The following is a 26721-nucleotide window of genomic DNA, read 5'->3' on the forward strand; positions in this document are numbered from 1 at the left end:
ATATGCGCAGCCATTATTGCGGTGGGATTAACGAATCTCACATCGATCAGGAAGTCACACTCTGCGGATGGGTACACCGCCGCCGTGACCACGGTGGGGTCATCTTTCTGGATCTGCGAGATCGGGATGGCATGTCTCAGGTTGTGGTCGATCCGGACACCCCTGAAAGTTTTGCTCTGGCGGAGAAAGTCCGCAGCGAATTTGTTATCAAGGTGACCGGCCGCGTTCGTCGTCGTCCGGCGGGTACCGAGAACAACAACATGCCCACCGGCCAGGTCGAGCTGTTGGGCAAAGAGCTGGTCATTCTGAACGCAGCCGCCACCCCGCCGTTCCCGCTGGATGAGCACGTCGATGTGGGTGAGGATGTTCGCCTGCGCTACCGGTTCGTAGATCTGCGTCGCCCGGAGATGATCAACCGTCTGCGGTTCCGCTCCCGTGTGACCAGCTACATCCGTAACTTCCTGGACAGCCGCGGATTCATGGATGTGGAAACCCCGATCCTGACCCGTGCCACCCCGGAAGGTGCCCGTGACTACCTGGTACCGAGCCGTACCCACGAAGGTTCCTTCTTCGCTCTGCCACAGTCGCCGCAGCTGTTCAAACAGTTGCTGATGGTGTCTGGTGTAGATCGCTACTACCAGATTGCCAAGTGTTTCCGCGATGAAGATCTGCGTGCCGATCGTCAGCCCGAGTTTACCCAGGTGGACATCGAGGCTTCTTTCATTGATGAAGAAACCCTGATGGGCCTGAACGAGGAAATGATTCGTTCCCTGTTCAAGGATGTGCTGGATGTTGAGCTGCCGGAGTTTCCGCGCATGCCGTATTCTGAAGCCATGCAGCGTTACGGCAGCGACAAGCCGGACCTTCGTATCCCTCTGGAACTTCAGGATGTGGGTGATCTGGTGGAAAGCGTGGACTTCAAGGTGTTCGCTGGTCCCGCCAAAGATCCGAAAGGCCGTGTCGCCGCCCTTCGCGTGCCCAAGGGTGCCGAGCTGACCCGTAAACAGATTGATGACTACACCAAGTTTGTTGGTATCTACGGTGCCAAGGGCCTGGCCTACATCAAGGTAAACGAACTGGCCAAGGGTGCCGAAGGCCTGCAGTCGCCAATCGTGAAATTCCTGGGTGACGACGTTGCGCTGGCCATCATGGAGCGCGTAGGTGCGGAAGATGGCGATATCGTCTTCTTCGGCGCTGATAAGGCTACCGTCGTGAATGAAGCCCTGGGCGCCCTGCGTATCAAGGTAGGACACGACCTCAATATGCTTACCTGCGAGTGGGCACCAATGTGGGTTGTAGACTTCCCGATGTTCGAGGAGCTGCCGGATGGCAATCTGACCGCCATTCACCACCCGTTCACGGCGCCGTCCTGCAGTCCGGAAGATCTGGCAGCAGACCCGGCGAACGCCTTGTCCCGTGCCTATGACATGGTTCTGAACGGTACCGAGCTGGGTGGTGGTTCCATCCGTATCCACGATGGCAAGATGCAGGAAGCCGTATTCCGCATCCTCGGCATTGGTGAGGAAGAAGCCCGCGCCAAGTTCGGCTTCCTGCTGGATGCACTGAAGTTCGGTTGCCCGCCGCACGGTGGCCTGGCCTTTGGCCTGGATCGCCTGGTGATGCTGATGACCGGTTCTTCGTCTATCCGCGATGTCATCGCCTTCCCGAAAACCCAGAGCGCCACCTGTCTGATGACCCAGGCGCCGGGCGAGGTTGATGAAAAGCAGCTGAAAGAACTGCACATTCGCCTGCGCCGCTCTGCCAAGGCCGTTGAAGGCAACAAGGCAGAAGACAAAGAGTAAGGGCACAATGCCGGAGGTGGTGCGCCACCTCCGGCCTGGCCAAACTCTCCCACTTCCGAGGGCAGACGGATGGCAATCATCCTGGGGGTAGACCCCGGCTCCCGAATCACTGGTTACGGTCTTATTCGTTCTGAAGGCCGGGTTCTTGAGTACCTCGACAGTGGCTGCATTCGCGTAGGTGAAAAGCCAATGGCGGAGAGGCTGCAGACCATTTTCCACAGTCTCGCCGTGCTGATTGGCGAATATCGCCCGGAGGAGTTCGCTATCGAGCAGGTGTTCATGGCGCGGAATCCGGACTCGGCCCTGAAGCTCGGTCAGGCGAGGGGAGCTGCAATCGTCAGTGCCGCCAACAGCGGCCTGGCGGTCCATGAGTATTCTGCCCGACAGGTGAAGCAGGCGGTGGTGGGTACTGGTGGAGCGGATAAATCCCAGGTGCAGCACATGGTGCAGGCGCTTCTGGGGCTGTCCCGAAAACCACAGGCGGATGCCGCCGATGCCCTGGCCATTGCCCTGTGCCATGCCCATATGAATCAGAGCGTATTACGTATGGCCAGGACCGGAGGTAAAGTCCGAAGCGGCCGTGTACGCCAACCATAAGCGGCGGTTTGCCGCGACAGGAGAGCCCGTTTGATTGGTCGAATCCGAGGAATGCTGATTGAAAAGTCTCCTGGGCAGGCGCTGGTGGAGTGTTCTGGCCTGGGTTACGAAATTGACATTCCCTACACCACGTTCTTTCATCTGCCCGAGACCGGGCAGGAAGTGATCCTTCATACCCATTTCGCCGTTCGTGAAGACGCCCAGAGCCTTTATGGTTTTGCCTCCCGTCTGGATCGAAATCTGTTCCGGCTGCTGATCAAGGTTAACGGTGTTGGGCCCAAGCTTGCGGTGGGTATTCTGTCGGGCCTGGATGCGGAACAATTCATTCGCTGTGTTGAGGCACGGGATGCGAATTCGCTGGTCAAACTGCCCGGTGTCGGCAAAAAAACGGCCGAGCGGCTGTTGATTGAAATGGCCGACAGGATAGGGCAGCTGGAAGGGCAGTTCGTCCCGTCCCAGCCCGATGTCCCGGCTGGAGCCGGGGCGGGTACGGCGAGCCTGGGTAGCCCTGACCCACGGGAGGAGGCTGAGGCCGCATTGATTGCGCTTGGCTACAAGCCCCAGGAGGCGGCCAAAGTGATCAGCAAGGTGGCCGGCCCGGATATGAACAGCGAAACGCTGATACGTCTGGCCCTGAAGAATATGATTCCCGCCGGGTAACAACCCGGCGTTTTTGTGTTGGCTATGGCCACAGAACCATGACACCAATGTGTATAGAGCGTAACGTGACTCACAAGCGCCCCTTTGTACAATTGGTGCAACCTGACTTACAGGGTGAGCCAGCGGGCATGTTGTTTATTCCCAGCAAGCGGATAATGCCATGATTGAATCGGACCGATTGATATCGGCCAAGGCCGGAGAATATGAGGAAGTGCATGATCGGGCCATCCGTCCGACGTTGCTTTCCGAGTATGTGGGCCAGCCTACGGTACGCGAACAGATGGAGATTTTTATCTCCGCTGCCCGGGGCCGCCAGGAAGCGCTGGACCATGTGTTGATTTTCGGCCCTCCCGGGCTTGGTAAGACCACCCTGGCCAACATCATTGCCAATGAGATGGGTGTCTCGATCAAGACCACGTCCGGCCCGGTACTGGAAAAGGCCGGAGATCTGGCTGCCATGCTCACCAATCTCGAGGAAGGCGACGTCCTGTTTATCGACGAGATCCATCGCCTGAGTGCGGCGGTGGAGGAAGTGCTCTATCCGGCCATGGAAGACTATCAGCTGGATATCATGATTGGTGAAGGGCCGGCTGCACGGTCTATCAAGCTCGATCTGCCGCCGTTTACGCTGGTTGGGGCAACCACTCGTGCTGGTCTGCTGACGTCGCCACTGAGAGACCGGTTCGGCATTGTCCAGCGCCTGGAGTTCTACAATCACCAGGACCTCACCCATATTATTACCCGTTCGGCCCGGCTGTCGTCGGTGGAAATCGACGAGGCTGGGGCGTTCGAGATTGCCCGCCGGTCCCGGGGAACCCCGAGGATTGCCAACCGGCTGCTGCGCCGGGTCAGGGATTTTGCCGAAGTGCGCTCCAATGGCCATATCACGGCGGATATTGCCGACCAGGCACTGAACATGCTGAAGGTGGACAGCCAGGGCTTCGACCACATGGACCGTCGCCTGTTGCTGGCCATGATCGAGAAATTTGATGGTGGCCCGGTGGGTGTGGAGAGTCTGGCGGCCGCAATCAGTGAGGAGCGGGGTACCATTGAGGACGTACTGGAGCCGTTCCTGATTCAGCAGGGGTACATGGTGCGTACACCGAGAGGGCGTATGGTAACGTCGAATGCCTACCAGCATTTCGGAGTGGTGCCGCCCAGATCCGGCCGGGAGGACGACCTGTTTGAGTGATCCCTCTGCCAGCTTTGAATTGCCGGTTCGGGTCTACATAGAAGATACAGATGCCGGTGGCATTGTTTTTCATGCCAAATACCTGCACTACATGGAGCGTGCCAGAACGGAGTGGGTCCGTAGCCAGGGTGTCGGGCTTCGTGCGGGGCTGGAGCACAACATCAGCTACGTGGTGCAAAAGATGAATCTGCACTTCCGGATGCCCGCGAAGCTGGATGATCAGTTGCTGGTTACGGCTGAGCTGAAAGCGGCATCTCGGGTCTGGATGGGCTTTCGGCAATGCGTGTATCGGGCGGATGATCGGCAGTTGCTGTGTGATGCAGACGTCCGTGTGGCCTGTGTTGCACTGGATACCGGTAAACCCCGGCGTCTTCCGGAAAATATGCAGGAAATTCTTAAGAATTTCGTATAATTTGTTGAAAGATTTACAAAACTACTTGGGAGTGAACAGTGGAAACGGAACTGTCAGTCTGGCATCTGATTGCGAATGCAGGGATTTTGGTGCAGTTGGTCATGCTCTTGCTGATGCTGGCATCGGTCGTCTCCTGGGCACTGATTTTCCAGCGCCTGCAGGTCTTCCGGAAAGCCCGTCAGGCTCAACTGGAATTTGAGGACCGGTTCTGGTCCGGAATGGATCTGGGCCAGCTCTACAAAGAAGTGAGTGCGGAGCCAACGCCGTTTTCTGGTATGGAGTCTGTTTTCCGGGCAGGGTTCAAAGAGTTCTCCCGCCTTCGTCAGCAGAGCCGAGATGCCGACGCCGTGATGGAAGGTACCCAAAGAGCCATGCGCGTGGCTTTTTCCCGGGAGCAGGAGCGCCTGGAAACCCATCTGCCGTTCCTGGCGACGGTCGGTTCCACCAGTCCCTACGTTGGCCTGTTCGGTACCGTGTGGGGCATCATGAACTCCTTCCGCGGGCTGGCCCAGGTGCAGCAAGCCACGCTGGCCACGGTGGCGCCGGGTATCTCTGAGGCGTTGATTGCCACGGCGATGGGCCTGTTCGCGGCCATCCCTGCGGTCATTGCCTATAACCGGTTCTCGGCCATGTCAGACGCCTTGCTGAAGAACTATGAAACCTTTGCGGAAGAGTTTTCCAGCATTCTGCATCGCCGGGTCCACAACAGCGATCAGGCCGCAGCATAAGTTGCCATCTGGCGGTAACAGGAGTATAGCGAGATGAAAGGTATGGGAATGATGCCTCAGCAACGGCGCAAGCCGATGTCTGAGATCAACGTAGTCCCCTACATCGATGTGATGCTGGTGCTTCTGGTGATCTTCATGGTGACGGCACCGATGCTCACCCAGGGCGTGAAGGTGGATCTGCCGGAGACAACCTCCGATCCGATTCAGCAGGACAAAGACGTGGAATCCATCACCGTATCTGTGGATAGCAATGGGGCCTACTACCTGGAAGTGGGTGACGACGCCAGCGAGCCGATGGCGCTGGACGAGGTGCGCAACCAGGTGGCAAAGATTCTGTCCCAACGGAGCAACGGTGAAGTGCTCGTCCGGGGCGATGAGTACGTGGACTACGGTGTGGTGGTGCGCCTGATGGCTGAGCTTCAGGCTGCCGGGGCCACCGGGATTGGCCTGATTACCGACGCGCCCAATGATAATCAGTAATTGGAAGATGGTGACATTTTGAAGGGCCACAAGCGGGACATCGTCAGTACCGGAAAAGCACCTCTGAAATCACCGGTGGCGGTCTCGGTAGGGCTGCACCTGCTGGTGTTCGGTATTGCTCTGGCCGGGTGGTCGTGGAATACGCCACCAGAACCGGAGCCCAGAAGTATTTCGGCCCGGCTGATCAGTCCTGAACCAAGGCCGACACCGGTGGTGGAAGAGCAGGACGAGGCGGATAAAGAGCAGGAGCGCAAGCAGGCACAGGCGCGCGAGCGGGAAGAAGCCGAACGCCAGCGCCAGGCTGAAGAAAAAGCCCGGCAGGAGGCGGAACGGAAGGCTCAGGAAGAAGCTCGCAGGCGCGAAGAAGAGCGTCGTCAGCAAGAGGCGCAGGCAAAGGAGCTGGCAGAGAAGCAAGCCAGAGAGCGTGAAGCGGCGCGCCAGAAAGCGGAAGCCGAAGCCAAAGAGCGGGAGCGGCAGAAAGCTGAGGAAGAGCGCAAGCGGCAAGAAGAAGCTAAGCGCCGGGCCGAGGAAGAAAAGCGCCGCCAGGAAGAACAGCGAAAGAAAGAAGAGGCTGAACGACAGCGCCGCGAAGAGGAAGCTCGCAAAGAGGCGGAGCGGAAACGTCTTGAGGCTGAGAGGCGCCTGCGTGAACAGCAGCTGGAAGCACTGGCGGATCAGGCCAGACAGGAGCGTGAAGCGGAAGCCCGCCGCCAGCAGGAAGCCGCGGCAGCACGTGCCAGAGAAGCACAGATGCTGAGCGAGAGTGAGAAATACCAGGCGTTGATTCGCGAGCGGTTAAGCCAGGCGTGGTATCCGCCGTCCTCGGCGACTGAAAACATGACGGCGAGGTTGCAGATCACACTGTTGCCCACCGGTGAACTGGCCAGTGTGAAGTTGGTCGGTAGCAGTGGCAACACTGCGTTTGATAACTCGGCCCTGAGTGCGGTCCGATCATTGAACCGCTATCCCATTCCGGATAATCGTGACACGTTTGAGCGTTATTTCCGCCAGTTCACGATTGAATTCAACCCGCAAAGACTGCGGTGAGGTTGATAATGTTTATGAAAAGCAGATCCCATTGCTCTGGTAGCTTTCTGAAGACACCGATTATTGCCTGCCTGGTGCTGTTTTTGGCGGCATCCCTGAGCGCCCGGGCGGAACTGTTGATCCGCATCACCGAAGGTGCGGGGTCGGCCATTCCGATTGCCGTCGTACCGTTCGCAGAGAGTGGCAGTATGCCCGCCGGGGACAAGGTGGGCAGTATCGTGCAGGCAGATCTGACCATGAGTGGTGAGTTTCGTCCGCTAGAACCATCAAAAATGCTGAGCCTTCCCTCTGAGCGCTCCGAGGTGTATTTCCGGGACTGGCGCATGCTGGGGCAGCGCTATGTGCTGGTGGGGCAACTGACCCGCAATGGTGATCGGATTCAGGCCCGCTACGAGTTGTTTGATGTTAACCAGGAGAAGCGGATTCTTGGTGAAACGGCGGCAGTTCCTGCCTCTAACCTGCGGTCGCTGGGCCACCACATCAGTGACCGGGTGTATGAAGCCATTACCGGGGCTCCCGGTGTATTCTCCACCAAGCTGGCTTACATCACCGTGTCTGGTGAGGGCGAGCAGACCCGTTACCGGCTTCAGGTCAGCGATGTGGATGGTAAGCGCTCCAAAGTCCGGCTGGAAAGCCGGGAGCCGATTCTGTCACCGGCCTGGTCGCCGGATGGCAAAAAGCTGGCCTACGTTTCCTTCGAGACTGGCAAACCGGTCATTTTTGTCCACGAACTGGCCACCGGTGAGCGCCAGAAGGTTGCGGACTTCCCGGGGCTGAACTCGGCACCGGCCTGGTCGGCCGATGGCCGTTCGCTGTTGATGACGCTTTCCCGTGACGGTAACGCCGAGATTTACCGAATGGACCTTGCCAGCCGCAATCTGACGCGGTTGACCGACCATTGGGCGATTGATACCGAAGCCGCATGGGACCATGCCGACCGGGGTATCTACTTTACCTCTGACCGTTCCGGCGGGCCGCAGATCTATCATATGGAACGTCCGGGTGCTGAACCGCGTCGAATTACCTTTGGCAGTCGCTACAACGCAAGGCCGCGACCGAGCCCCACGGGTGACTATGTCTATTACGTTCATCAGCGCGACAGTGCCTTCCATATCGCCAGAACCAATCTGGAGACCGGTGAAGAGACGGTTATCACCCGAACCGGTTCCGACGAATCACCCAGTGTGGCTCCCAATGGCAGGTTGCTGATCTACGCAACCCGTCAGAATGGGGAAGGCGTACTGACCGTGGTATCCGCAGACGGAGGTGCGGCGTATAGCCTGCCGGCCTCCGAGGGCGAAGTGCGGGAGCCGGCCTGGGGGCCGGTTACCCGCTGAAAATGCACTGAACGGAATTAATTCAACGAAGACCTGAAAAGAGGAAATAACGTGATGAAGATGTCTTTCTCTACAAAAGCGTTTGCCATGCTCCTGTCCGCCGGCCTGGTTGCTGGTTGTAGCTCCACCGGTGAGAACATGGAAGAGGGTGCCTACGGTTCTGACGTGGCCGCGATTGATCAGGATGGCGGTTCTACCGTTTACGGTGGTGCGGATGGCTCCGGCGTTTCCGCCTCCGAGCTGACTGATGACGAGCGTCGGGCCGCTCAGGAGCAAGCCGAGCAGGAAGCCCTGCGTGACATCACCACTTTCTACTTCGATTTCGATACCTCTGAAATCAAGCCGGACGCCCGTGACGTGCTGGTTGCCCACGCTCGCTACCTGGCGGACAACCCGCGTCAGCAGGTACGCCTGGAAGGTCATGCTGATGAGCGTGGTACCAAGGAATACAACCTGGCTTTGGGTGAGCGTCGCGCCAACGCTGTACAGCGCTTCCTGATCGTAAACGGCGCTTCCCGTGGCCAGATTGAAACCGTAAGCTATGGTGAAGAAAAGCCGGCCGTGCGTGGTTCCACTGAAAGTGCCTGGGCACAGAACCGTCGCGTAGAGCTGGTGTTCCAGTAAAACCGACCTAGACGGACGTATCCATGAGAAAACAGCTCATGGCGGCCGTGCTGATCCCGCTGGGCCTTGGCCTGGCGGGAGTCATCCATGCACAGTCGTCCACACCCGCATTCCAGAACAACAGTTCCGAGGCCCAGCGTAAGGCCGGCAACAACCAGGCCACGGCAGAGCTGTTCTACATGATTCAGCAACTGCAGCGCGAAGTGCGAGACCTGCGGGGCCAGGTTGAAGAACAGCAACACCAGATCAGTCGTCTGCAACAGCAGGGCAGGGACCGCTATGTGGATCTGGATCAGCGGATACTGGAGCTGTCCAAGGCCGTCGAGTCCGGGGCTAGTGCAGCCCAGCAGCCGACTGCAGCGGGGGCTTCAGCAGATAGTGGAAGACTGACGCCTGCCCGGGTGTATCGCTCGCCGGAACCGGAAGAGCAGAAAACCTATAACGACATTATCGACCTTATCCGTAACAAGAAAGACTACGACACGGCGATAACGCGCCTGTACGAGTTTGTGGATACCTATCCCGAGGGCGACCTCACCGTTAATGCCTATTACTGGCTTGGTGAAGTCTATCTGGCGAAACCCCAGCTGGAGCAGGCCCGTCAGGCTTTTACCATTGTTGCGACGCGCTATAGTGATCATCGCAAGGCACCGGACGCTGTGTACAAGCTGGGGGTGACCCTGGATCGTCTGGGCGAAAAAGATGAAGCTCGGCGCCGGATGACCTCCGTAGTTGAGCAGTACCCGAATTCAGGAGCGGCAGAGTTGGCGAAGAAGTATCTGGATTCCGCCCAGGGTTGATCGGTATCTGGTCAACCTGCACGGATCTTGATCGGTCATTGAAAAAAGTTGGTCGACCATGAAAAAAAGGGGTTGATCACCAAAAAAATATCAGTAATATGTGCGCCTCGTTTGGGTCGTTAGCTCAGTTGGTAGAGCAGTTGGCTTTTAACCAATTGGTCGAAGGTTCGAATCCTTCACGACCCACCAAATTCAGAGCGCGAGGTTTGTGCCACGCGTTCGCTGGATGAAAAGCCAGCACAGCCAGTTAGGGGTCGTTAGCTCAGTTGGTAGAGCAGTTGGCTTTTAACCAATTGGTCGAAGGTTCGAATCCTTCACGACCCACCAACAAGGCAAGCCGTCACTACGGGGTTTGCGGAAAAAAGAGCCGAAAGGCTCTTTTTTTTTGCCTGCAAGAACCCACCTATACCCACAGGACGGACGCTACCCTGCAACCTGGCATACCCACATTGCAGGATCATGAAACCAAAGGCAGAAGTGATATACTCTGGCCGTTAACGTCAATCAGAGAATAAGTGATGACTAAAGCGCAAGACCGCATTCTGGTTCAGGAACATCTCGCCCATCAGGCGGAGCCCAAGCCCCTGAGCGCCTCAGAGAAAGCTGATCTCGAGGCCAGGATCAAGGTGGCTCTGAAGGAGAAGGATGCCGTTCTGGTTGCGCATTATTACACCGACCCGGACATCCAGCGGCTGGCAGAAGAGACCGGTGGTTGTGTGGCGGATTCCCTGGAAATGGCGCGCTTCGGCAACCAGCACCCGGCCTCCACCGTGGTCGTTGCCGGCGTTCGTTTCATGGGAGAGACGGCAAAGATTCTGAATCCGGAGAAAAAGGTTCTGATGCCAACCCTGGAGGCGACCTGCTCGCTCGATGTTGGTTGCCCCGCAGATGAGTTTTCGGAGTTCTGTGATCAGCACCCGGATCGCACCGTCGTGGTTTATGCCAATACCTCGGCCGCGGTAAAGGCCCGGGCTGATTGGGTTGTTACCTCCAGTTGTGCCCAGGCCATTGTTGAGCATCTGGACGCCAAAGGCGAAAAAATCCTGTGGGCGCCGGACAAGCACCTGGGTGGCTATGTCCAGAAAACCACAGGCGCAGACGTTCTGTTGTGGGACGGGTCCTGTATCGTGCACGAAGAGTTCAAGTACCGTGGCCTGGAAGACCTCAGGGCCCTGTACCCGGATGCAGCGATCCTGGTGCACCCGGAGTCACCCGATGCGGTGGTACAGATGGCGGATGTGGTCGGTTCAACCTCGCAACTGATTCACGCGGTGCAAACGCTTCCGAACGAAGAGTTTATCGTTGCAACCGACAACGGCATTTTCTACAAGATGCAACAGCTGGCGCCCAACAAAACGTTGATTGAGGCGCCCACCGCGGGCAACGGCGCAACCTGCCGAAGCTGTGCCCATTGTCCCTGGATGGCCATGAACGGTCTGGAGAATCTGCTGCACGTGCTCGAGCATGGCGACCAGGAAGTGCATGTGGATGACGCGCTGCGAGAAGACGCGCTGCGCCCGCTGCGCCGCATGCTGGACTTTACCGCCAACATGAACCTCAAAGCTGCCGGCAACGCCTGAAGGTTCCGTGGTTATTCCTAACCGGCTTCGCGCGCCTGAAGCCGGTTGGTCAGCTCTCCAAGGCGCTCGCTGACCACCTGACGTTCGGCGGAGCCGGCCGGCAGTTTTTCTTGAGCCTGGCGCAATTGCCGCTGTGCTGATTTCAGATCGCCCATCAGTACGTCGTATTCCGCTCTCGCCCGGTGCACCCCGACAATATTCCGAGCCATACCTTCGGCTTCGGCCAGTCTCAACCATAGCTGCTCCTGGCTGGGCAGGCGGCGAGTCAGTTCCCTCAGGTAGTCGGCAGCGGCGGCCCCGTTACCATCGGCAATCTCTATGGCCGCCAGCGTGGAGGTTATTGGATAGTTGCCGGGATTGCGCGCCAGTGCCTCCTGCATAAGCGCTCTGGCGTCTTCATACCGTTTCTGGCTGATCAGTACCTCCGCCAGTGATACCTGGAACGTGATGCGCCCGGGGTTGGCTTTCAGTAATTCCCGCATTAACTGTTCGGCCTGTTCGTAGCGCCGGCTTTCCTGATAAGCCACCGCCAGACCATAGCGGATAGCATCGTTGCGCTGGGCGTCTTCCCGAGCCAGGTAGGCCTCGAAGGTTTCTATCGCCGTTTCCGGGGATTCGCTGTAGTGCACCTGCAGGCGACTGCGCACCAGGTGGTATTCCTGGCCATCCTGCACCCGGGTATCAGGGTATTGTTCGGCCCGGTTGCGGGTGTCGGCAACCCGGTTCTGGGTCAGGGGGTGAGTGGAAAGGTATTCCGGCAGGCGATTCCCCTGCAGGCGGTTCTGGCGCATCATGATTTCGAACATCTCGGGCATGCCTCTCGGGTCCATGCCGGCACTGGCCAGGATGTCCATGCCAACCCGGTCGGCTTCCTGTTCGTGGGAGCGGCTGTAGGCCAGCATGTTCTGCACCGCCATGGCCTGGGTGCCGGCGATGGCGGCAATGCCAATGTCTGACTGGGTAACCGCAGAAAGCACGATACCGGCGATCATGCCGGCCAGGGTTAACGGAGCGCTGGTTTCCTGTTGCTGCATTCGGCGAGCAAAATGGCGCTGGCTGAGGTGGGCCAGTTCGTGGGCCAGGACCGAGGCAAACTGTTGTTCGGTGGCGGCGTTCAGAAACAGGCCCCCATTGACGCCTACTACGCCGCCGGGCACGGCGAAAGCGTTGATGGCCGGGCTGTCAATCAGAACCAGTTTCAGGTCGCGGTTATCCAGCGGTGCGGACGGCACCAGACGATAAATGATCGCGCTCAGGTAGTCGTAGACCAGTGGGTCCTGAAGTTGCGGGGCTGAACGGCGAATGGAGGCCATAACCTGTTGGCCAATATCAGCTTCCATCTGTCCGGAGATCAGGCCGCCGCTACCGCCGATGCTTGGCAGGTCTGACGACTGCGCGCGTGTGGCCGGGCTGGTGACCGCCATGCTGAGGGCCAGAAAAACGATCAGGGCCCAGGGGGAGCGGTGTTGGCCTTCGTTCTGGTACTTCATATGTCTGAGGATGCCTCGAATTCGTGTTGCCCGTTTGACAAGGCGGCAGCCGGCAAGTTCTCCGGAGTATTACCAACTCTTGTGATGCAATAGAGTAACACCAGCGGCATAATGCCTGCCTGATTACTGTATGAAACGTAATGGTAAATGCTGATTATGGCTGACAGAACCCTGGATGCCAGCGGCCTGCGTTGTCCCATGCCGCTGCTGAAAACCAAGCTGGAGCTCAACTCCATGACGCCCGGGGAGGAATTGGTGGTTGTCGCCACGGATACCGGCTCACTGAGGGACATACCTGCCTGGCTGGCGTTGTCGGCCCATACGCTTGTCAGCCAATCGGAGAGTAATGGGGAATACCGTTTCGTGATAAAGTGCGGCGGTTAATTTCCGGAGTCATTCATGGTCAGAATTCTGCGCGGTCTAGCCCACAAGTATTTTTCAGACGAAGAAGCCGTCATCCTTTTTTTGCTGCTGGTGACAGGCACCGTCTTTATTATCTGGTTCGGGGCCATGCTGGCGCCGGCCATCGCTTCCCTGATTGTCGCGTTCATTCTGCAGGGCCTGGTGTCAAAACTGAACCGGATGGGTGTGCCTGAGCTGATCGCCGTAATTGGCGTGTTTGTCGTGTTCCTGGGCGTGCTGGTGGGTTTTATCTTCGGCTTGTTGCCGTTGATCTGGACCCAACTGAGTACCCTTGCCGGCGAAGCGCCACGGATCATCCGCGAGCTGCAGTCCTATCTTGAGGTTCTGCCGCAACAATATCCGCATCTGGTTTCTGCTGAATCTGTGAATACCATGTATCAGCAGATCTCGGCCGAAGTAGGGCACCTGACTCAATGGCTGGTGTCTTTCTCGCTCTCCAGCATTCCGGACCTTGTGGCCTTGCTGATCTACATGGTTCTGGTGCCTATCCTGGTCTTTTTCTTTCTGAAAGACCGTCGGGTCCTGGTGAACTCATTTGCCCGCCTGCTACCTCCGCAGCGACCAATGATGGTTCGCATCTGGCACGAGGTTAATCTGCAATGTGCCAACTACGTCCGTGGCAAGGCGGTGGAGATCCTGATAGTGGGTGGCGTCACCTATGTCGCCTTCAAGTTTCTCGGCATGCCCTATGCGGCATTGCTTTCCCTGTTGGTGGGGCTGAGCGTGGTGATTCCCTACATTGGCGCTGCGGTGGTCACCATTCCGGTGGCAGTGATCGGCCTGTTTGCGTTCGGCTGGGGCAGCCATTTTATCTGGGTCATGGTCATCTACGGCATTATTCAGGCGCTTGATGGCAATGTCCTGGTACCGATTCTGTTCTCGGAAGTGAACAACCTGCACCCGGTGGCGATTATTGTTGCCGTGTTGTTCTTTGGCGGAATCTGGGGCTTGTGGGGCGTGTTTTTTGCGATTCCACTGGCGACGATGCTGAAAGCGGTTTTCGCGGCCTGGCCGGTGAAGGAGTCGCCTCCGCCACCAGCCATTGCGGAATAGGGCGTTAAAGGGCCTTGACGGCTTCCAGCACCTCGTCGGCGTGCCCTTTGACCTTGACGCCGCGCCATTCCCTGCGCAGCACGCCTTCCTTGTCGATCAGGAAGGTGCTGCGTTCAATGCCAAGGTGCTCCTTGCCATAAAGCTTCTTGAGCTTGATGACGTCGAACAGCTTGCACAGGGATTCGTCCTTGTCGGAAATCAGGTGGAACGGAAAGCTGTATTTCGCCCGGAAGTTATCATGGGCTTTCAGGCCATCCCGCGAGACGCCGAATATCTCGGTGTCCTCGGCAGCGAAGGCTTCCATTCTGTCCCGGAAGTCCTGGCCCTCGGTGGTGCAGCCCGGTGTATTGTCTTTCGGATAGAAATAAATAACGATGTTCCGGCCTTTCAGGTCGCTCAGGCGAACGGTCTGATCGCCAGTGGCCTCAGCCTGAAATTCTGGCACGGGTTGATTCAATGCTACGGATGACATGACATCTCCTTTAATTCCCTTGTGTCAGTTCGAGCCCAACATTACCATATCGGTTTTATTCGGACGGAGCTTTTATGATTACGGGTAGCCTTGTCGCACTGGTCACGCCCATGCATCCAAACGGTGATATTCACTGGGAGGATCTGGACAAACTGGTGGACTTTCATATCGAAAACGGCACCCATGGCATTGTTGCTGTGGGCACCACTGGCGAATCCGCAACCCTGGATCCGGAGGAACACATCCGGACGATCGGGCATATCATAAAACGTGTGAACGGCCGGATTCCCGTTATTGCCGGTACCGGTGGTAACAGTACGCGCGAAGCCATTGAATTGACCACCGAAGCCCACAAACTCGGTGCCGATGCCTGTCTGCTCGTGGTGCCTTACTACAACAAGCCGACCCAGGAAGGCCTGTATCAGCACTTCAAGGCCATCGCGGAAGCGGTACCGGGCATGAACCAGATTCTCTACAACGTACCGGGCCGCACTGCCTGCGATATGTTGAACGAGACGGTGGTTCGCCTGGCCGATATCCCCAATATCGTTGGTATCAAGGATGCGACCGGGAACATTCCCCGTGGCGCCGAGCTGATCGAAGCCCTGGATGGACGCCTTGCGGTGTATTCCGGTGACGACGCCACAGCGGCGGATCTGATGCTGGCGGGCGCGAAAGGTAATGTTTCGGTAACGGCCAATGTTGCTCCGAAAGCCATGGCTGAGCTCTGTGAAGCGGCCATTGCGGGCAACGAAGACGAAACCCGCCGCTTGAATGAGCTTTTGATGCCGCTTAATCGCAAGCTGTTCCTGGAAGCCAACCCGATTCCGGTAAAATGGGCGCTGTACCGCATGGGCATGATCGGTGAGGGCATCCGTCTGCCACTGACGCCGCTCAGTGAAAAGTTCCACGGCGAGGTGGAAGACGCGCTCAAGGCCTCAGGTGTTCTCTGAGGCCACCGTTACCGTTAACCGGAGTAACCCGATGCAGGTTCCTGCAAGAGCCCGTAAGAAAACCGTTTTGTTCGTTCGACCTGTTTCGGCGCTGGTACTTGCCAGTGCCCTGGCCGGTTGCAGTTTCATAAATGATCGTTCCGAAGGCTATGTCAATGCGCCGGAAGGCGAGCCGATTCAGGTGCCAGATGGTCTCGACAGCTCCCGACTGAGTGAGACCATGCCGATACGGGCTATCAACACAGCTGATTCCCGCAATCTTTACCCGTCGTCGATTCCCCGTCCGCCAGATATGACATCCGAGATTCTGGATGAAAACTATGTAATTGAAGAGCTGGACGGCCGTATCTGGTTACTGGTCAATGAGGTGCCGGGCCGACTCTGGCCCGTGGTGAGTGCCTGGATGAATGAAAGCGGTCTGGGCATTGCCCATGACAGCCCGCAACTGGGGATTCTCCAGAGTGAACTGGCGAACTTCAGCAAGCGCAGCCGAACACTGCTGGGGCTCGCTGATAATCCGACCGCAACTGAACCCAAAGTGGTGATGCAGGCCCGTCTGGCACCTGGCATCCGTCGTAAAACCACTGAAATCCGCGTGCGTATTCTGGAGCTGGAGCAAGCCCCGGAAGAACTCATGCCCTGGGACAGTGACACCGGTGCCGATGCAACCTCCGAGCAACACCAGCGGGCGCTGCTGACGGAGCTGGGGGATTTCCTCAAACAGCGTGAGGATAACAAATCCTTCTCGCGGGCGGCCTCAGGCATGGTCTCCAAGCCATTGGTACGCTTGCAGTCTGAACAGGAAGAAGCGGTTGCCATTCGGGTAGAACTGGATTTCGGCCGCACCTGGGCAGAGGTCAATCGGTCCTTGGAGGAAATGGGGCTGCCGGTACTGGATCTGAACCGGAGCGAAGGCTGGTTGCAGGTGGATTTCCGCACGGAAGACGAACGCAGCCCGGGCTGGTTCTCGTGGTTCAGCGATGCCGAAAAGCCGGTTCACACCCACACAGTTCGAATTCAGCAGAGCGCGGACGCTATGAGCGTTACCGCCGAGCAGCAGGACAGCTACGGGGGTGAGCGCAGTTCAGCAGATCTGCTTACCCAACTCTTTGAACATCTGTATTGATTAACGGGGTGGCCGTGGCCACCGGCCGTTTGGAGAAAGTAATGGAAAAGCGCGAAGAGCTTTATGCCGGCAAGGCAAAATCGGTTTACCGCACGGACGATCCCGAGCGGTTTGTTCTGGTGTTCCGGGACGATACCTCGGCCTTTGACGGAGAGAAGAAAGAACAGCTGAACCGCAAGGGTATGGTGAACAACAAGTTCAATGCCTTCATCATGGAAAAGCTGGAAGCGGCCGGCGTACCTACCCACTTCGAAGGGCTGCTGTCTGATACCGAGTCCCTGGTCAAGAAGCTTGAGATGATCCCGGTTGAGTGTGTGGTGCGCAATGTGTCTGCGGGCAGCCTGTGCCGTCGCCTTGGCGTGGACGAGGGTCAGGAGCTGAACCCGCCCACCTTTGAGCTCTTTCTGAAAAACGATGCGCTGCACGATCCGATGGTGAACGAATCCCTGGCGGTCAGCTTCGGCTGGGCCAAGGCCGATGAGCTGGCCCGGATGAAAGAGCTGACCTATAAGGTCAACGACGTGCTGAAAAAACTGTTTGACGACGCCGGCATGCTGCTGGTGGACTATAAGCTGGAATTTGGCCGCAGTGGTGGTCAGATCGTTCTGGGTGACGAATTCAGCCCTGATGGCTGTCGTATCTGGGACAAGGAAACCCGCAAGAAAATGGACAAGGATCGCTTCCGCCAGGGCCTTGGCGAAGTGATTGAAACCTATGAAGAAGTCGGTCGTCGTCTCGGCATAAAGTTTGACTGACCGGCTAATACAACCACAAAAACGGGTGCGTTATGCGTAAACTGATGATTGTTGTAGGTGGCTCACTGGCTTTGGCCGCGCCGCTGGCCGATGCTGATGTACTAGGCGTTGGCGCCAACGTTAGCTATTGGGATTCCGATTTCTCCGGCGAAGTGGTCAACAAGGACTCGGCCGTTGATATTGAAAAGGATCTCAACCTCGACAGCGACAGCAACGCGAACTTCACAGCGTTTTTCGAACATCCGATTCCGGTGCTGCCGAACGTACGGTTGAATTACACCAGTATTTCCCAGAGTGGGCGTGGTGAGATCGGGCTGGAAGCATTTGATGGAATTCTGCCAGGAGCTCCGGTTCGTTCGGATCTGGATATCGACCAACTGGATGTCACCCTGTACTACGAAGTACTTGATAACTGGGTGAATCTTGATCTGGGCCTGACTGCCAGAAATTTTGATGGTGAGCTGGTTTTGCGGGACGTGAATGATATTGCCAACGTTAGTAAAACCTCCGTCGACGCTGTCGTCCCCATGGGCTACCTCGCTGCCCGTTTCGACCTGCCGTTCACCGGCGTGTCCGTAGGTGCTGAGGGCAACATCATCAGCTACAGCGGCGACTCCCTGCACGACTTCAACGCTTATGGCCAGTACGAATTCGCCATGCTGCAGCTGAGGGCCGGTTACCGCCAGATGTCTATCGACTATGAAGACGATGATGACAAACTGGATGTGGAAATGTCCGGACCCTTTGCCAGTGTTGGCGTGGCGTTCTGACCAGGACAGTAAAAGGCGCCTTCGGGCGCCATTTTTCATGGAGAACAGATCTTGAAAATCCTCGTTACGGGAACCGCCGGCTTTATCGGCTCGCATCTTGCTCACCGTTTGCTCGATCGTGGCGATGAAGTGATTGGTGTGGACAACGTCAACGATTATTACGACGTCAATCTCAAGGAAGCACGCCTGGCCCAGCTGCTGAACAAGCCCGGTTTCACGGAAGTACGCCAGGACGTGGCCGACCGCGAGGCCATGGAAGCGGTTTTTCGTGAACACAAGCCCGAGCGGGTAGTGCACCTGGCGGCCCAGGCTGGAGTCCGGTATTCCCTGGAAAACCCTCATGCCTATGTGGATGCCAATCTGGTCGGGTTAATGAACATCCTTGAGGGTTGCCGCCATAACGAGGTCAAGCACCTGGTGTATGCCTCCAGCAGCTCCGTGTATGGGGCTAATGAGACCATGCCATTCTCCGTGCACGATAACGTGGATCACCCACTGAGCCTGTACGCGGCGTCCAAGAAAGCCAACGAGCTGATGGCCCATACTTACAGCCATCTGTACAACCTGCCCACCACCGGGCTGCGCTTCTTTACCGTTTACGGCCCCTGGGGCCGGCCGGATATGGCGCTGTTCATCTTTACCAAAAAGATACTGGCCGGTGAGCCCATCGACGTGTTCAATCACGGCCATCACAAGCGGGACTTCACCTACATCGACGATATCGTCGAAGGCGTTATCCGTACCCTGGACAACGTAGCCCAGCCGAACGAAGACTGGAGCGGTGCCCAGCCGGACCCGGGTACGAGCAAAGCGCCTTACCGCATCTACAACATCGGCAGTAATAACCCGGTGGAGTTGTCCCGTTTTATCGAGATTATTGAAGAGCGGGTGGGCAAAAAAGCCGAGAAGAATCTGCTTCCGTTGCAACCGGGTGACGTGCCGGCCACCTACGCCAATGTCGATGACCTGATCAACGATGTGGGGTACAAGCCGTCTACTGCGGTGGAAGAGGGCATTGCTAACTTCGTGGACTGGTATCGGGATTTTTACAAGGTATGATTTTGCCTGCTTGATCATTGCCGCAGTATTCGGCCCGCGCCGGTGCTGCTTAAGATAGTAAAAGGCCAGCGAGATCGCTGGCCTTTTTGCTCAACGGTACCTTGGAGGTTAGGCAGTGGCGGCCTTCCGGCGAGCTCGAAGTCCCAGGCCAAACAGGCCAAGGCCGATGAGGGCCAATGAGGACGGTTCCGGCACCGATGCAGACGGTTGGCACGCTGGGTCCGTCGGATTGAGCTGACAGAAGTCCAGGGTTTCCTGAAGCTTTTTATTGGCGAAGTCTGTAACGAAGTTCTGCACGATGGTCTGGTCCGTGGTATTGAACAGATTCAAGTCAAATACCGTTCCGCCATGATCGGAGATCAACTGTTGATAGGATGCGATTGTGCTGTTGTTTCTCAGAACGCCGTTGTAGAGCGCGTTATTGCTAGTCAGTAGTCCGTCAAGAACGCTTTCAGAAACCGCCTGGCCTCCTACAGATCCACGCCTGATGAAATCGCCATTGGAAGGCTCGTCGGTCAGTATAATGATGTTCTTAACCGCGTTGTTGCGGAAGGAGAACAGGCTGGATTGGCCATCTAAACCGTTGAGCGCGAATGCGGTAGCGGTATAGCCCGGCTCCGAGGCGCCATTAGTTACCAGCCCTTGCGCCGCGGTTGAGAAATTTGTGGCATCGGTGAAGTCCGTAATCAACCTTGGAGCGGGAGAGCCGCTTCCATACCCTACCAACCCGTACTGGGCATTGACCTGGCCCGTGCCAGTCAGAATGCTGGCAAACAGTCCGATGTTAGTCCGTAGGTTTGCCTGAACATTACCCATGGAGCCGGATTCATCCACAACAAATACGATATCGCTAAGAATGGGGGCGGCGTGCGCAGGCGATACTGCGACGGCAGTCCCCAGAATAAGGCCGGAGAAAAACTTCTTGAGATTCATGGTTCACCTCATCCAGGTTGAGTCGTTTCTATGGGATCCATTCCGTACTGCTCAATCGGTGGATACCGGGTTGTAGCCCATGTTGGCTAAAATAATCTAGGCAAAAGGTGAGCCATAATTTTCATTTAGACGAATAATGCCTATAAGTCAAAATGTTACAAAGGCTTGGTGGTTGCGGACATAGCCGGCGGCGAGCTGGAGTGTATCAAAAGCTGACATTTGTGAGGGTGGGCGTCAGGGATAGCTAACAGGTTGGAGGTCTATACAGAGATTTTAACTACTTTGCCTAACATGGGGCATTTGAACTCCAGGTAGATGGCCTCTAGTTCAAGCACGGTTGACCGAGCGCCTCCATACAGCCGATCCCCGACAATCGGGTGCCCCAGGCCGGCCAGGTGTCGACGGATCTGGTGTTTACGGCCGGTTTCGATTCGTACCTGCACGTCCGTTGTGTCTGATTCCTCATCCCGGCCCAGTGTCGTCACGCGGCTGATTGAGTCCTTGCCATCCAGTGGCGTGTCGAGGCGAAGATCATCCGCCATCAGGTTGCCGGCGACCCGCGCCCGGTAGATCTTGGTCATGGCGCGCCCGGCAAACAATTCTGAAAGGGCCGCCGCGGCCTTGCCATCATGGGCAATCAACATCAGGCCCGCAGCGTCAGCGTCCAGGCGGTGTACCAGAAAGCAGGGTGTGTTCAGTTTAATTTCTGCCAGGCGCAGCAAGCTGCAGTGGTCGCCCCATTGAGACCCTTGTGATAACAGCCCGTGGGGTTTGAACCAGATACTGTAACGACCTTTGTTCTCCAGCAGCGTCGGTGTTTCCGGCTTGCGCGCCAGCACCTGATCATCGTAGAAAAGCTGAATACGGGTACCGGGTTTCAGTTCCCGCTTGGCCTTGCGTAAACGCACGTGTTTTCCCTTCTGTGTCCACCAGCACGCGCCTTTGGCCATGGCATCCTTGATGCGCTGCTTGGGCAGGCCCGAGGCGTCTGCAAGCGCATCCACAGCCGTCGTGCTCTGGTCTACGGTGACATCAAACTGTTTGCGCATCGGCGTTTTTATCCGGAAGGAGAAGATCCAAGATGATTGCCGGCAATAATACGGAGCGGGGAAAGTGTCGACAAGGCGCTTGTACCTCAAGGCACATTGATGACAGAAAGCGCTGAGGGTGTACACTGAGTAAAAGCCACCTCAAGGAGTTATCGACATGCCAATGATTGGCTGGCTGTTTATATTCGCCGCCTTCGCGATGATTGTCGGAAGCCTGCTTTTACTGCGAGATGGGGCAAATATGAAAATCCCCAAAGAAAAGCTTGAGAAGATTCGTCAGCGCAAAGCGGAACAGGAGGCAAAGGATAAAAAAGACGGGGATAGCTGGTAGCGCCAGAACCATGAACCAGTTCCAACTTTCCAGCTTAGATGATGGTCAACGAAAACTCCCGGACACAAAAAAAGCCGCCCAGCAAAGCTGTAAGCGACTTCTTCTGCAGGATTGGTAGGACCACGCGGATTCGAACCGCGGACCTCTACCATGTCAAGGTAGCGCTCTAACCAACTGAGCTATGGTCCTGTCCTGCAACGGGGTGGAAATATACGGATTTCGGGTGCCCTGGTCAACCTCTTTGCGGGGGATTTTTCGCTTTCATCAGGGCCTTGATGGCGCGGCTCAGGGCGTTCCAGCGATTGACCAGAAGCGCGGCAAAAATCAGCGCGCAGCCGGCTATTTGCAGCAGGGTCATGGTCTCGCCGAACCAGGCAACCGCGAAGACAGCAACCCACACCGGTTCCAGTACCAGTATCACTACACCGTGGCTGTTCACCGACAGGCTCTGGGCATAGGTCTGCAACAGAAAACGTCCAGCTGTGGCAATCAAGGCACTGGCCAGTACCCAGACATAGAGCATGGGTTCGGGGTTGGTCAGTGTGTGAGTCCAACGCTCGCTGATGGCGGACTCCGCCAGGGTCACGGTCCCAACGGTAAGCAGGGCAATGGCCGTCAGCGGCAGTGCCGGTACTTTCTTTTTCTCCACCGATTTGCCTTGCTTGTCGACCACGATGCGTTGGTTGGCGGCGCGGGTATTGAGCGTGAAGTACAGGGCAAAGATGGTTGCCGCCAGAACGAAATAGAGCTGCCCCGGGTCTGGCCTGAAGCCGTTTTCGAGGGACAAAAGCGCCAGACCGGCCACCGCAATCGGTATCGCCAGCCAGGTGCTCAAAGGCTGCTGTTCGCCAAATACTGTGCGGGCAATGATCGGGACAATTACCACGCCCAGGCTGGTCAGAAACGCGCCCTCGCCCATGCTGTCGGTGTGATACAGCCCCATGATCCAGCAGGTCATGGCAATGCCGAACACAAAGCCCACGCCCAGGCTTCGGAGTATCTGGTCCCGGCTAAGCCTCAACAGTGAGGGCAGGGCCAGCAGAGCGAGAAAGGCGCCGGCAATCAGAAAGCGAGCCGCCATGAACATCAGGGGAGGCATCATTAAAACCGCCTCTTTAGACAGCATCCAGCCAATCGCCGCCAGCAGGGTAACGAGTACCAGGTAAAGATCGGATTTGTGGGCGTCAGACATGATTGAACCGGCATCAACAAAAATCAGAGGGCTCAATCTATAGTTTGCGAATTAAAAAAGATAGCAGCGAAAACCGAGGGAGTGGCTCATCCCTGAGCCATTGTAACAACGATCGATCAGTTGTTGAGTGTGGTGTATACAAGATTGGACAGACTGGTCTGGCTGGAGTTCGGCACTTCAATGTACTGGTCGCCAGAGCCCCAGAACTGCCACCACGCACGCTGATTGTAGGTGCGGCTGGCAAAGTCCACACGCAGGCCGTTCAGAGTGGTGTTGTTCACCACGGGGACAGCGGTGTTGCCGGTCTGGGTATTGATCACGTCGCCATGGTTGGCGCCCTCGCTCATAAGCACCGGGTAGTGGTTGTAATACAACCCGGACGGGCCGTTCTGTCCGCTGACTTTACCGGCCAGGCTGATGCTGTTGGAGCAGGAATCAATGCCGCTGGCACTGGTTGCTCCGCAGGCTGAATGGGTGGGAACCACGCCATCGTCGGTGCCATCAATAAAGGGTTTGGTGATGCCGCCGTAGGATGAGCCACCGCCAACGAACCGCAGGCGCGGAATGCTGTTGGGGCTGACGGCCAGGTTGCGGGCAACGTTGGTCTGCAGGTCGTTGACCACACCCAGATTATCCGGCTCCGGGTCAATGCCGGTAAAGGCTTTGACCGCCTGTTTCACCGGCCAGTTGTACCAGCTGTCGTTGTAGGCAATGCTCACGGCCAGGTCGGCCAGTTCCGTGCCACCACCGGCACCGGCCATGTCCAGTACTGCCAGGATTTTCAGCGGTTGCAGGCCTTCCGATTGCAGCCAGCGCGCCTGGTTTTCCAGCAGATGGCGGGTTACCAGATCGCCGGTGGAATGGGTAACAACAACGCAGTAGTCATTACACAGCCCTTGCTGACTGATCTGCCGCAGTTGCTGAAAAGCCTGCTGGGCGATCTGACCTTCTACCCGGCCATTGCTGGCCCAGTCGATACGGGCTTCGGCCCGGTTCAGCCAGTATTCCCGCCAGTTATCTTCGCCGGCCTGCTGGACTTCCTGGAAGTTGGCCGGTGGATTGGACAGATCATCCATCATGAAGCCGTGAACCAGAATCACATTGTGGCCGGCCAACTGCGCACTTGCGCCAGTGGCAAACAGGCCGCCAGCCAGCGCTGTCGCAAGGGCGGTTTTCGTCAGGCATCCTCTTCTTTTCATTGTCATTGGTTGCTCCGTTTCTTTCCGATTTATTGTTGTGGTGTTATCAGAACTTGTCCGCCAGTTGCCGCAGCAGGGCAGCACGTTGTTCTGATTCGGGATTCATCGCCGGCTGGTCTCGGAGGCCGTCCAGATCCGGCGGTGAAAATTCATAGCCTTCCTCGGGGCCGAAGGCGTAATCGGTCCGGTCGCCCGGGGTGGCGGGTAAACGGCGTATCTGCAAATGCCGTAGTTGCAGGGGCCCCTGAATGTCGCGATTGGCTAACACGCTGCCATGGGCTTTCAGGCGAATGACGGCCGAGCTGCTGCCCAGAGACGTTTCCTGTTGCAATTGGGCCAGCGGGGTTTCGCCACTGTAGAGCTGGGCAGAGAGGGCGTAATAGCCGGATTGCTCCGGATCGAAGCGCACAGGGATGACCAGGTCGTTCCCAGACACATAGGCAGTCTCCAGACCCTCGAAGCTGCCCAGATCGGGTTCAATGGTCAGTGAAGACACATGTCGAACGGGCTTGCCGTCTACCCGGGCCTCCACAATCAATCGGTACTCGCCGGGGGGATGATCGGAACTGACGGCGCCCTGGAAATAACCGGGGTCTGCATTCTCCAGCTCGGCAGAGGCTACCCGGTCCCGCTCTACGGCGGTCTCCAGGGTGGCGGACAGAGACTGGCCGAACACCTGGCGACCTTTCAGGGACGCTACCACCAGAATCGGCTCACCCTGGCTGAAGCGGAATTTGTCCAGCGTCACTACAAATCTGCCATCGCCCTCCAGCGGAAGCACGACCGGGTGGTAGCGGTTACCCTGGTAAGCCTCTGCCTGAGCTTTGGTCAGCGGCACCGAATAGTCCGGGTACCGAATGGTCTGTTGGTATTCGTCTGCGACACTTGCCAGCATGAACCCCAATGCGTTATCGGAGGGTGGTTTGGAAACAGGCGCGGCAGGTTTGGCCTCGGCGGCCGACTCCTGACTGGAAACCGTTTCCGGAACGGAAGTGGTGGTGTCTTGCTGAAGGCCCCGGAAGCTGCCCTCGTTCTCGGCAGAGAGCAGCCACACGGTGCCGGCCACACCGGCGGTGATGGCCAGGGTTAGGCTTAATGCCCGGTACGGCATTGTCAGACCCCGTTATTGTTATTGAAGGCTTGGTTAACTTTTAACCATAGGATCGGATTGTCTTAAACGGCAAAAAATTAGGCCGGAATAGCAGAGGTTTTGTGTCGTTTTGCGAGACGGTTCTCAAACTCAGAACCAGCCACTGTCTTTGATGGCCTCAAAGCCGAAGCGCAGCCGCACCTCATCTCCCACCAGTCCGTTTTCCAGGCCGTAGGTCATGCCCCAATCGCTGCGGTTGATGACAGCCTCTGCGCTGATGCCCAGGGTGTAGTCCTCATGACCGATGGGATACTCCGCCGCTTTGTTGAGGGTAACGTTCACGTAGACCGGCCGGGTCTGCCCCAGCAAGGTCAGGTCACCGGTCACTATGCCGGTATTGTCCCCGGTTTTTTCAAAGTCACTCACTACGAAGGTAATGTCCGGGTGTTTGCTGGCGTCCAGAAAATCGGGCTTGCGGAGGTGGTCGTCCCGTTTATCGTGGTTGGTAAAGACACTGCTGGCTTTGAAAACCAGCTTCCCGGAATTCAGTTCTCCGGTTTCTTCGTTGTATTCAAACTGACCTTCAATATCCCGGAACATGCCCATCACCGGGGCGTAGCCGATGTGCATGATTTCAAAGCTCATGGAGAAGTGCTCTTCGTCCACTTCGAACTTCGCCGGCTCTGCATAGACACTCGTAGCCATCGTCAGCAGAATCGAGGTTGCCAGTGCTTCAGGAAATGACAGTTTCATGATTTTGTCTCCTTTGGAAGAGCCAGCGCACGTCCAGAAAAAAGGACCAGGCAAGTAATACCAGAGCGAGCCCGAGTGTTACGCTGGCAAACAGTGCAGGGGTAATGGGAACAACAGCTACCATCAGAGTGACCACCTGCCAGACACAGATGGTCTTCCGTCGGAAGCTGTCTGGCAGCGGGTTATTCAGCCAGGGCAACGGCCAACCGGCCAATATGAACAGATAGCGCATCAGACCCAGGGCAAGTACCCAGCTACCGGCTTTCTCCAGAGCCAGTGTGGCAACGCACAGCCCGAGGATAAAGAGCGCGTCCAGCTCCATATCGAAACGGGCACCGAAGGCGCTATGGCTTCCTGTTGCCCGGGCGATTTTGCCGTCGACACCGTCCAACAACAGGGCGATCAGGCTGATAACCGCATAACTCCAGAGCGCGGGTGAAGTTGCTGAAGATGAGTGGTCGCCGAGGAACGGAGCCCAGCCAACCAGCGCCAGCACCAGAACCGAGCGCAGCAGCGTGGCGCGGTTGGCCCAGCCGAAGTCGGCCCTCCACCGCCAGTGCCGGAGGATAAGGACACTTTGCCCGAGATAGAACGCAAAGGTGATTAGCCAGAAGCCGGTTGGCAGACCAAAGGCTTTGGCCAGAAAAAACGAAACGCCAGCCAGGCCCAGCATTCCCAGGATCAGATCACTGATGGGGCTGAAACTTCCTTTCATTGAGGTGCTGGTGGAATCCATACGCCATTGCGTCCGTATAGCCTGTGAGTGGCGTTCGCAAGCTCCCATTCTATGACTATAGTTTGGAGAGACTGCTTT

General features: G+C 57.1%; 29 protein-coding genes and 3 tRNA genes. 22 read left to right on the forward strand and 10 right to left on the reverse strand.

Features of this window, described 5'->3' with window-relative positions; genetic code table 11:
- The first annotated feature begins 2 nt into the window (after nucleotides 1-2).
- The 14 genes from aspS (at nucleotide 3) to nadA (ending at nucleotide 11259) form a co-directional block, all read left to right on the forward strand.
- Nucleotides 3-1802, forward strand: a complete 1800-nt coding sequence (gene aspS / locus ARC85_RS04160; protein ID WP_286714339.1) for an aspartate--tRNA ligase — start codon at nucleotides 3-5, stop codon at nucleotides 1800-1802.
- Nucleotides 1803-1871: 69 nt separating this feature from the next.
- Nucleotides 1872-2399, forward strand: a complete 528-nt coding sequence (ruvC, locus tag ARC85_RS04165; RefSeq protein ID WP_286714340.1) for a crossover junction endodeoxyribonuclease RuvC — start codon at nucleotides 1872-1874, stop codon at nucleotides 2397-2399.
- 30 nt (nucleotides 2400-2429) lie between these two features.
- Nucleotides 2430-3059 carry a Holliday junction branch migration protein RuvA gene (ruvA, locus tag ARC85_RS04170; RefSeq protein WP_286714341.1) on the forward strand — a complete coding sequence of 210 codons (630 nt, stop codon included), beginning with the start codon at nucleotides 2430-2432 and terminating at the stop codon, nucleotides 3057-3059.
- A gap of 160 nt (nucleotides 3060-3219) precedes the next feature.
- Nucleotides 3220-4251, forward strand: coding sequence for a Holliday junction branch migration DNA helicase RuvB (gene ruvB, locus ARC85_RS04175; RefSeq protein WP_011785187.1), 1032 nt, complete (start codon nucleotides 3220-3222; stop codon nucleotides 4249-4251).
- Entirely contained in the window at nucleotides 4244-4663 is a 420-nt protein-coding gene (ybgC, locus tag ARC85_RS04180) for a tol-pal system-associated acyl-CoA thioesterase (RefSeq protein WP_011785186.1), read from the forward strand. The genes ruvB and ybgC overlap by 8 nt, the downstream gene beginning before the upstream one ends.
- A gap of 38 nt (nucleotides 4664-4701) precedes the next feature.
- A complete protein-coding gene (tolQ, locus tag ARC85_RS04185; RefSeq protein ID WP_011785185.1) occupies nucleotides 4702-5391 on the forward strand; it encodes a protein TolQ in 690 nt (229 codons plus the stop codon).
- Nucleotides 5392-5424: 33 nt separating this feature from the next.
- Nucleotides 5425-5871, forward strand: a complete 447-nt coding sequence (gene tolR / locus ARC85_RS04190; protein ID WP_011785184.1) for a protein TolR — start codon at nucleotides 5425-5427, stop codon at nucleotides 5869-5871.
- Nucleotides 5872-5889: 18 nt separating this feature from the next.
- Complete coding sequence (gene tolA / locus ARC85_RS04195) at nucleotides 5890-6918, forward strand: cell envelope integrity protein TolA (RefSeq protein ID WP_206769660.1); 1029 nt, start codon at nucleotides 5890-5892, stop codon at nucleotides 6916-6918.
- Between the two features lie 14 nt (nucleotides 6919-6932).
- Nucleotides 6933-8255, forward strand: coding sequence for a Tol-Pal system beta propeller repeat protein TolB (gene tolB, locus ARC85_RS04200; protein ID WP_286714342.1), 1323 nt, complete (start codon nucleotides 6933-6935; stop codon nucleotides 8253-8255).
- 54 nt (nucleotides 8256-8309) lie between these two features.
- The gene (pal, locus tag ARC85_RS04205; protein WP_011785181.1) at nucleotides 8310-8879 is read left to right on the forward strand and encodes a peptidoglycan-associated lipoprotein Pal; all 570 of its coding nucleotides are present in this window, start codon (nucleotides 8310-8312) and stop codon (nucleotides 8877-8879) included.
- Between the two features lie 23 nt (nucleotides 8880-8902).
- Entirely contained in the window at nucleotides 8903-9679 is a 777-nt protein-coding gene (gene ybgF / locus ARC85_RS04210) for a tol-pal system protein YbgF (RefSeq protein WP_286714343.1), read from the forward strand.
- A gap of 113 nt (nucleotides 9680-9792) precedes the next feature.
- A tRNA-Lys gene (locus ARC85_RS04215) sits at nucleotides 9793-9868 on the forward strand.
- Nucleotides 9869-9930: 62 nt separating this feature from the next.
- Nucleotides 9931-10006: transfer RNA gene (locus tag ARC85_RS04220), tRNA-Lys, on the forward strand.
- Between the two features lie 191 nt (nucleotides 10007-10197).
- Entirely contained in the window at nucleotides 10198-11259 is a 1062-nt protein-coding gene (gene nadA / locus ARC85_RS04225; RefSeq protein WP_286714344.1) for a quinolinate synthase NadA, read from the forward strand.
- 17 nt (nucleotides 11260-11276) lie between these two features.
- On the opposite strand, the gene ARC85_RS04230 is transcribed toward nadA, so the two are convergent.
- Complete coding sequence (locus ARC85_RS04230; RefSeq protein ID WP_286714345.1) at nucleotides 11277-12749, reverse strand: M48 family metalloprotease; 1473 nt, start codon at nucleotides 12747-12749, stop codon at nucleotides 11277-11279.
- Nucleotides 12750-12905: 156 nt separating this feature from the next.
- On the opposite strand from ARC85_RS04230, the gene ARC85_RS04235 reads away from it, so the two are divergent.
- Entirely contained in the window at nucleotides 12906-13133 is a 228-nt protein-coding gene (locus ARC85_RS04235; protein WP_011785177.1) for a sulfurtransferase TusA family protein, read from the forward strand.
- Nucleotides 13134-13148: 15 nt separating this feature from the next.
- Nucleotides 13149-14225 carry an AI-2E family transporter gene (locus ARC85_RS04240; RefSeq protein WP_011785176.1) on the forward strand — a complete coding sequence of 359 codons (1077 nt, stop codon included), beginning with the start codon at nucleotides 13149-13151 and terminating at the stop codon, nucleotides 14223-14225.
- Between the two features lie 4 nt (nucleotides 14226-14229).
- Here the strand turns inward: ARC85_RS04240 and ARC85_RS04245 are convergent, their stop codons facing one another.
- Nucleotides 14230-14697, reverse strand: a complete 468-nt coding sequence (locus ARC85_RS04245) for a peroxiredoxin (protein WP_022991090.1) — start codon at nucleotides 14695-14697, stop codon at nucleotides 14230-14232.
- Between the two features lie 74 nt (nucleotides 14698-14771).
- Here ARC85_RS04245 and dapA point away from each other — a divergent pair, with 74 nt between their 5' ends.
- The 5 genes from dapA to ARC85_RS04270 are packed head-to-tail and all read left to right on the forward strand — an operon-like array spanning nucleotide 14772 to nucleotide 19360.
- Nucleotides 14772-15650 (forward strand): 4-hydroxy-tetrahydrodipicolinate synthase, encoded by an 879-nt coding sequence (dapA, locus tag ARC85_RS04250; RefSeq protein WP_278350715.1) that lies wholly within the window; start codon nucleotides 14772-14774, stop codon nucleotides 15648-15650.
- A gap of 31 nt (nucleotides 15651-15681) precedes the next feature.
- The gene (bamC, locus tag ARC85_RS04255) at nucleotides 15682-16776 is read left to right on the forward strand and encodes an NlpB/DapX family lipoprotein (RefSeq protein WP_278350714.1); all 1095 of its coding nucleotides are present in this window, start codon (nucleotides 15682-15684) and stop codon (nucleotides 16774-16776) included.
- 41 nt (nucleotides 16777-16817) lie between these two features.
- A complete protein-coding gene (gene purC / locus ARC85_RS04260) occupies nucleotides 16818-17531 on the forward strand; it encodes a phosphoribosylaminoimidazolesuccinocarboxamide synthase (protein ID WP_272998903.1) in 714 nt (237 codons plus the stop codon).
- Nucleotides 17532-17563: 32 nt separating this feature from the next.
- Nucleotides 17564-18301, forward strand: coding sequence for a TIGR04219 family outer membrane beta-barrel protein (locus ARC85_RS04265; RefSeq protein WP_286714346.1), 738 nt, complete (start codon nucleotides 17564-17566; stop codon nucleotides 18299-18301).
- Between the two features lie 51 nt (nucleotides 18302-18352).
- Nucleotides 18353-19360: an NAD-dependent epimerase gene (locus tag ARC85_RS04270; protein WP_286714347.1), complete on the forward strand. Its 1008-nt coding sequence runs from the start codon at nucleotides 18353-18355 to the stop codon at nucleotides 19358-19360.
- 108 nt (nucleotides 19361-19468) lie between these two features.
- Here ARC85_RS04270 and ARC85_RS04275 read toward each other — a convergent pair whose 3' ends face one another.
- The gene (locus ARC85_RS04275; protein ID WP_278350712.1) at nucleotides 19469-20293 is read right to left on the reverse strand and encodes a vWA domain-containing protein; all 825 of its coding nucleotides are present in this window, start codon (nucleotides 20291-20293) and stop codon (nucleotides 19469-19471) included.
- 260 nt (nucleotides 20294-20553) lie between these two features.
- Nucleotides 20554-21342: an RluA family pseudouridine synthase gene (locus ARC85_RS04280; protein ID WP_286714348.1), complete on the reverse strand. Its 789-nt coding sequence runs from the start codon at nucleotides 21340-21342 to the stop codon at nucleotides 20554-20556.
- A 157-nt stretch (nucleotides 21343-21499) separates the two neighbouring features.
- Here ARC85_RS04280 and ARC85_RS04285 point away from each other — a divergent pair, with 157 nt between their 5' ends.
- Entirely contained in the window at nucleotides 21500-21673 is a 174-nt protein-coding gene (locus tag ARC85_RS04285) for a DUF2897 family protein (protein WP_278350710.1), read from the forward strand.
- 112 nt (nucleotides 21674-21785) lie between these two features.
- Here the strand turns inward: ARC85_RS04285 and ARC85_RS04290 are convergent.
- The 6 genes from ARC85_RS04290 to ARC85_RS04315 all read right to left on the reverse strand — a co-directional run bounded on the left by ARC85_RS04290 (nucleotide 21786) and on the right by ARC85_RS04315 (nucleotide 26643).
- Nucleotides 21786-21862, reverse strand: a tRNA-Val gene (locus ARC85_RS04290).
- Between the two features lie 43 nt (nucleotides 21863-21905).
- Nucleotides 21906-22865: a DMT family transporter gene (locus tag ARC85_RS04295; protein WP_286714349.1), complete on the reverse strand. Its 960-nt coding sequence runs from the start codon at nucleotides 22863-22865 to the stop codon at nucleotides 21906-21908.
- 116 nt (nucleotides 22866-22981) lie between these two features.
- Nucleotides 22982-24070, reverse strand: a complete 1089-nt coding sequence (locus tag ARC85_RS04300) for a hypothetical protein (protein ID WP_011785165.1) — start codon at nucleotides 24068-24070, stop codon at nucleotides 22982-22984.
- Nucleotides 24071-24110: 40 nt separating this feature from the next.
- Entirely contained in the window at nucleotides 24111-25175 is a 1065-nt protein-coding gene (locus ARC85_RS04305; RefSeq protein ID WP_286714350.1) for a hypothetical protein, read from the reverse strand.
- A 129-nt stretch (nucleotides 25176-25304) separates the two neighbouring features.
- Nucleotides 25305-25907, reverse strand: coding sequence for a YceI family protein (locus ARC85_RS04310; protein WP_286714351.1), 603 nt, complete (start codon nucleotides 25905-25907; stop codon nucleotides 25305-25307).
- A complete protein-coding gene (locus tag ARC85_RS04315; RefSeq protein ID WP_153739982.1) occupies nucleotides 25888-26643 on the reverse strand; it encodes a CDP-alcohol phosphatidyltransferase family protein in 756 nt (251 codons plus the stop codon). Before ARC85_RS04315 ends, ARC85_RS04310 begins: the two co-directional genes overlap by 20 nt.
- Nucleotides 26644-26721: the final 78 nt, after the last annotated feature.

Origin of the sequence: Marinobacter sp. tcs-11, assembly GCF_002049515.1 — a bacterium.
In the GTDB taxonomy this organism is placed as follows: domain Bacteria; phylum Pseudomonadota; class Gammaproteobacteria; order Pseudomonadales; family Oleiphilaceae; genus Marinobacter; species Marinobacter nauticus.

Coding starts and splice junctions, on each gene's coding strand:
- nadA (WP_286714344.1), top strand. CDS start 10,198: ATGACTAAAGCGCAAGACCGCATTCTGGTTCAGGAACATCTCGCCCAT.
- ARC85_RS04315 (WP_153739982.1), bottom strand. CDS start 26,643: ATGGATTCCACCAGCACCTCAATGAAAGGAAGTTTCAGCCCCATCAGT.
- ruvB (WP_011785187.1), top strand. CDS start 3,220: ATGATTGAATCGGACCGATTGATATCGGCCAAGGCCGGAGAATATGAG.
- ruvC (WP_286714340.1), top strand. CDS start 1,872: ATGGCAATCATCCTGGGGGTAGACCCCGGCTCCCGAATCACTGGTTAC.
- ybgF (WP_286714343.1), top strand. CDS start 8,903: ATGAGAAAACAGCTCATGGCGGCCGTGCTGATCCCGCTGGGCCTTGGC.
- bamC (WP_278350714.1), top strand. CDS start 15,682: ATGCAGGTTCCTGCAAGAGCCCGTAAGAAAACCGTTTTGTTCGTTCGA.
- ARC85_RS04280 (WP_286714348.1), bottom strand. CDS start 21,342: ATGCGCAAACAGTTTGATGTCACCGTAGACCAGAGCACGACGGCTGTG.
- ARC85_RS04265 (WP_286714346.1), top strand. CDS start 17,564: ATGCGTAAACTGATGATTGTTGTAGGTGGCTCACTGGCTTTGGCCGCG.
- dapA (WP_278350715.1), top strand. CDS start 14,772: ATGATTACGGGTAGCCTTGTCGCACTGGTCACGCCCATGCATCCAAAC.
- ARC85_RS04295 (WP_286714349.1), bottom strand. CDS start 22,865: ATGTCTGACGCCCACAAATCCGATCTTTACCTGGTACTCGTTACCCTG.
- aspS (WP_286714339.1), top strand. CDS start 3: ATGCGCAGCCATTATTGCGGTGGGATTAACGAATCTCACATCGATCAG.
- ARC85_RS04305 (WP_286714350.1), bottom strand. CDS start 25,175: ATGCCGTACCGGGCATTAAGCCTAACCCTGGCCATCACCGCCGGTGTG.
- ARC85_RS04245 (WP_022991090.1), bottom strand. CDS start 14,697: ATGTCATCCGTAGCATTGAATCAACCCGTGCCAGAATTTCAGGCTGAG.
- pal (WP_011785181.1), top strand. CDS start 8,310: ATGAAGATGTCTTTCTCTACAAAAGCGTTTGCCATGCTCCTGTCCGCC.
- purC (WP_272998903.1), top strand. CDS start 16,818: ATGGAAAAGCGCGAAGAGCTTTATGCCGGCAAGGCAAAATCGGTTTAC.
- ARC85_RS04235 (WP_011785177.1), top strand. CDS start 12,906: ATGGCTGACAGAACCCTGGATGCCAGCGGCCTGCGTTGTCCCATGCCG.
- ARC85_RS04285 (WP_278350710.1), top strand. CDS start 21,500: ATGCCAATGATTGGCTGGCTGTTTATATTCGCCGCCTTCGCGATGATT.
- ARC85_RS04240 (WP_011785176.1), top strand. CDS start 13,149: ATGGTCAGAATTCTGCGCGGTCTAGCCCACAAGTATTTTTCAGACGAA.
- tolB (WP_286714342.1), top strand. CDS start 6,933: ATGAAAAGCAGATCCCATTGCTCTGGTAGCTTTCTGAAGACACCGATT.
- ARC85_RS04275 (WP_278350712.1), bottom strand. CDS start 20,293: ATGAATCTCAAGAAGTTTTTCTCCGGCCTTATTCTGGGGACTGCCGTC.
- tolR (WP_011785184.1), top strand. CDS start 5,425: ATGAAAGGTATGGGAATGATGCCTCAGCAACGGCGCAAGCCGATGTCT.
- ARC85_RS04230 (WP_286714345.1), bottom strand. CDS start 12,749: ATGAAGTACCAGAACGAAGGCCAACACCGCTCCCCCTGGGCCCTGATC.
- ARC85_RS04300 (WP_011785165.1), bottom strand. CDS start 24,070: ATGACAATGAAAAGAAGAGGATGCCTGACGAAAACCGCCCTTGCGACA.
- ARC85_RS04310 (WP_286714351.1), bottom strand. CDS start 25,907: ATGAAACTGTCATTTCCTGAAGCACTGGCAACCTCGATTCTGCTGACG.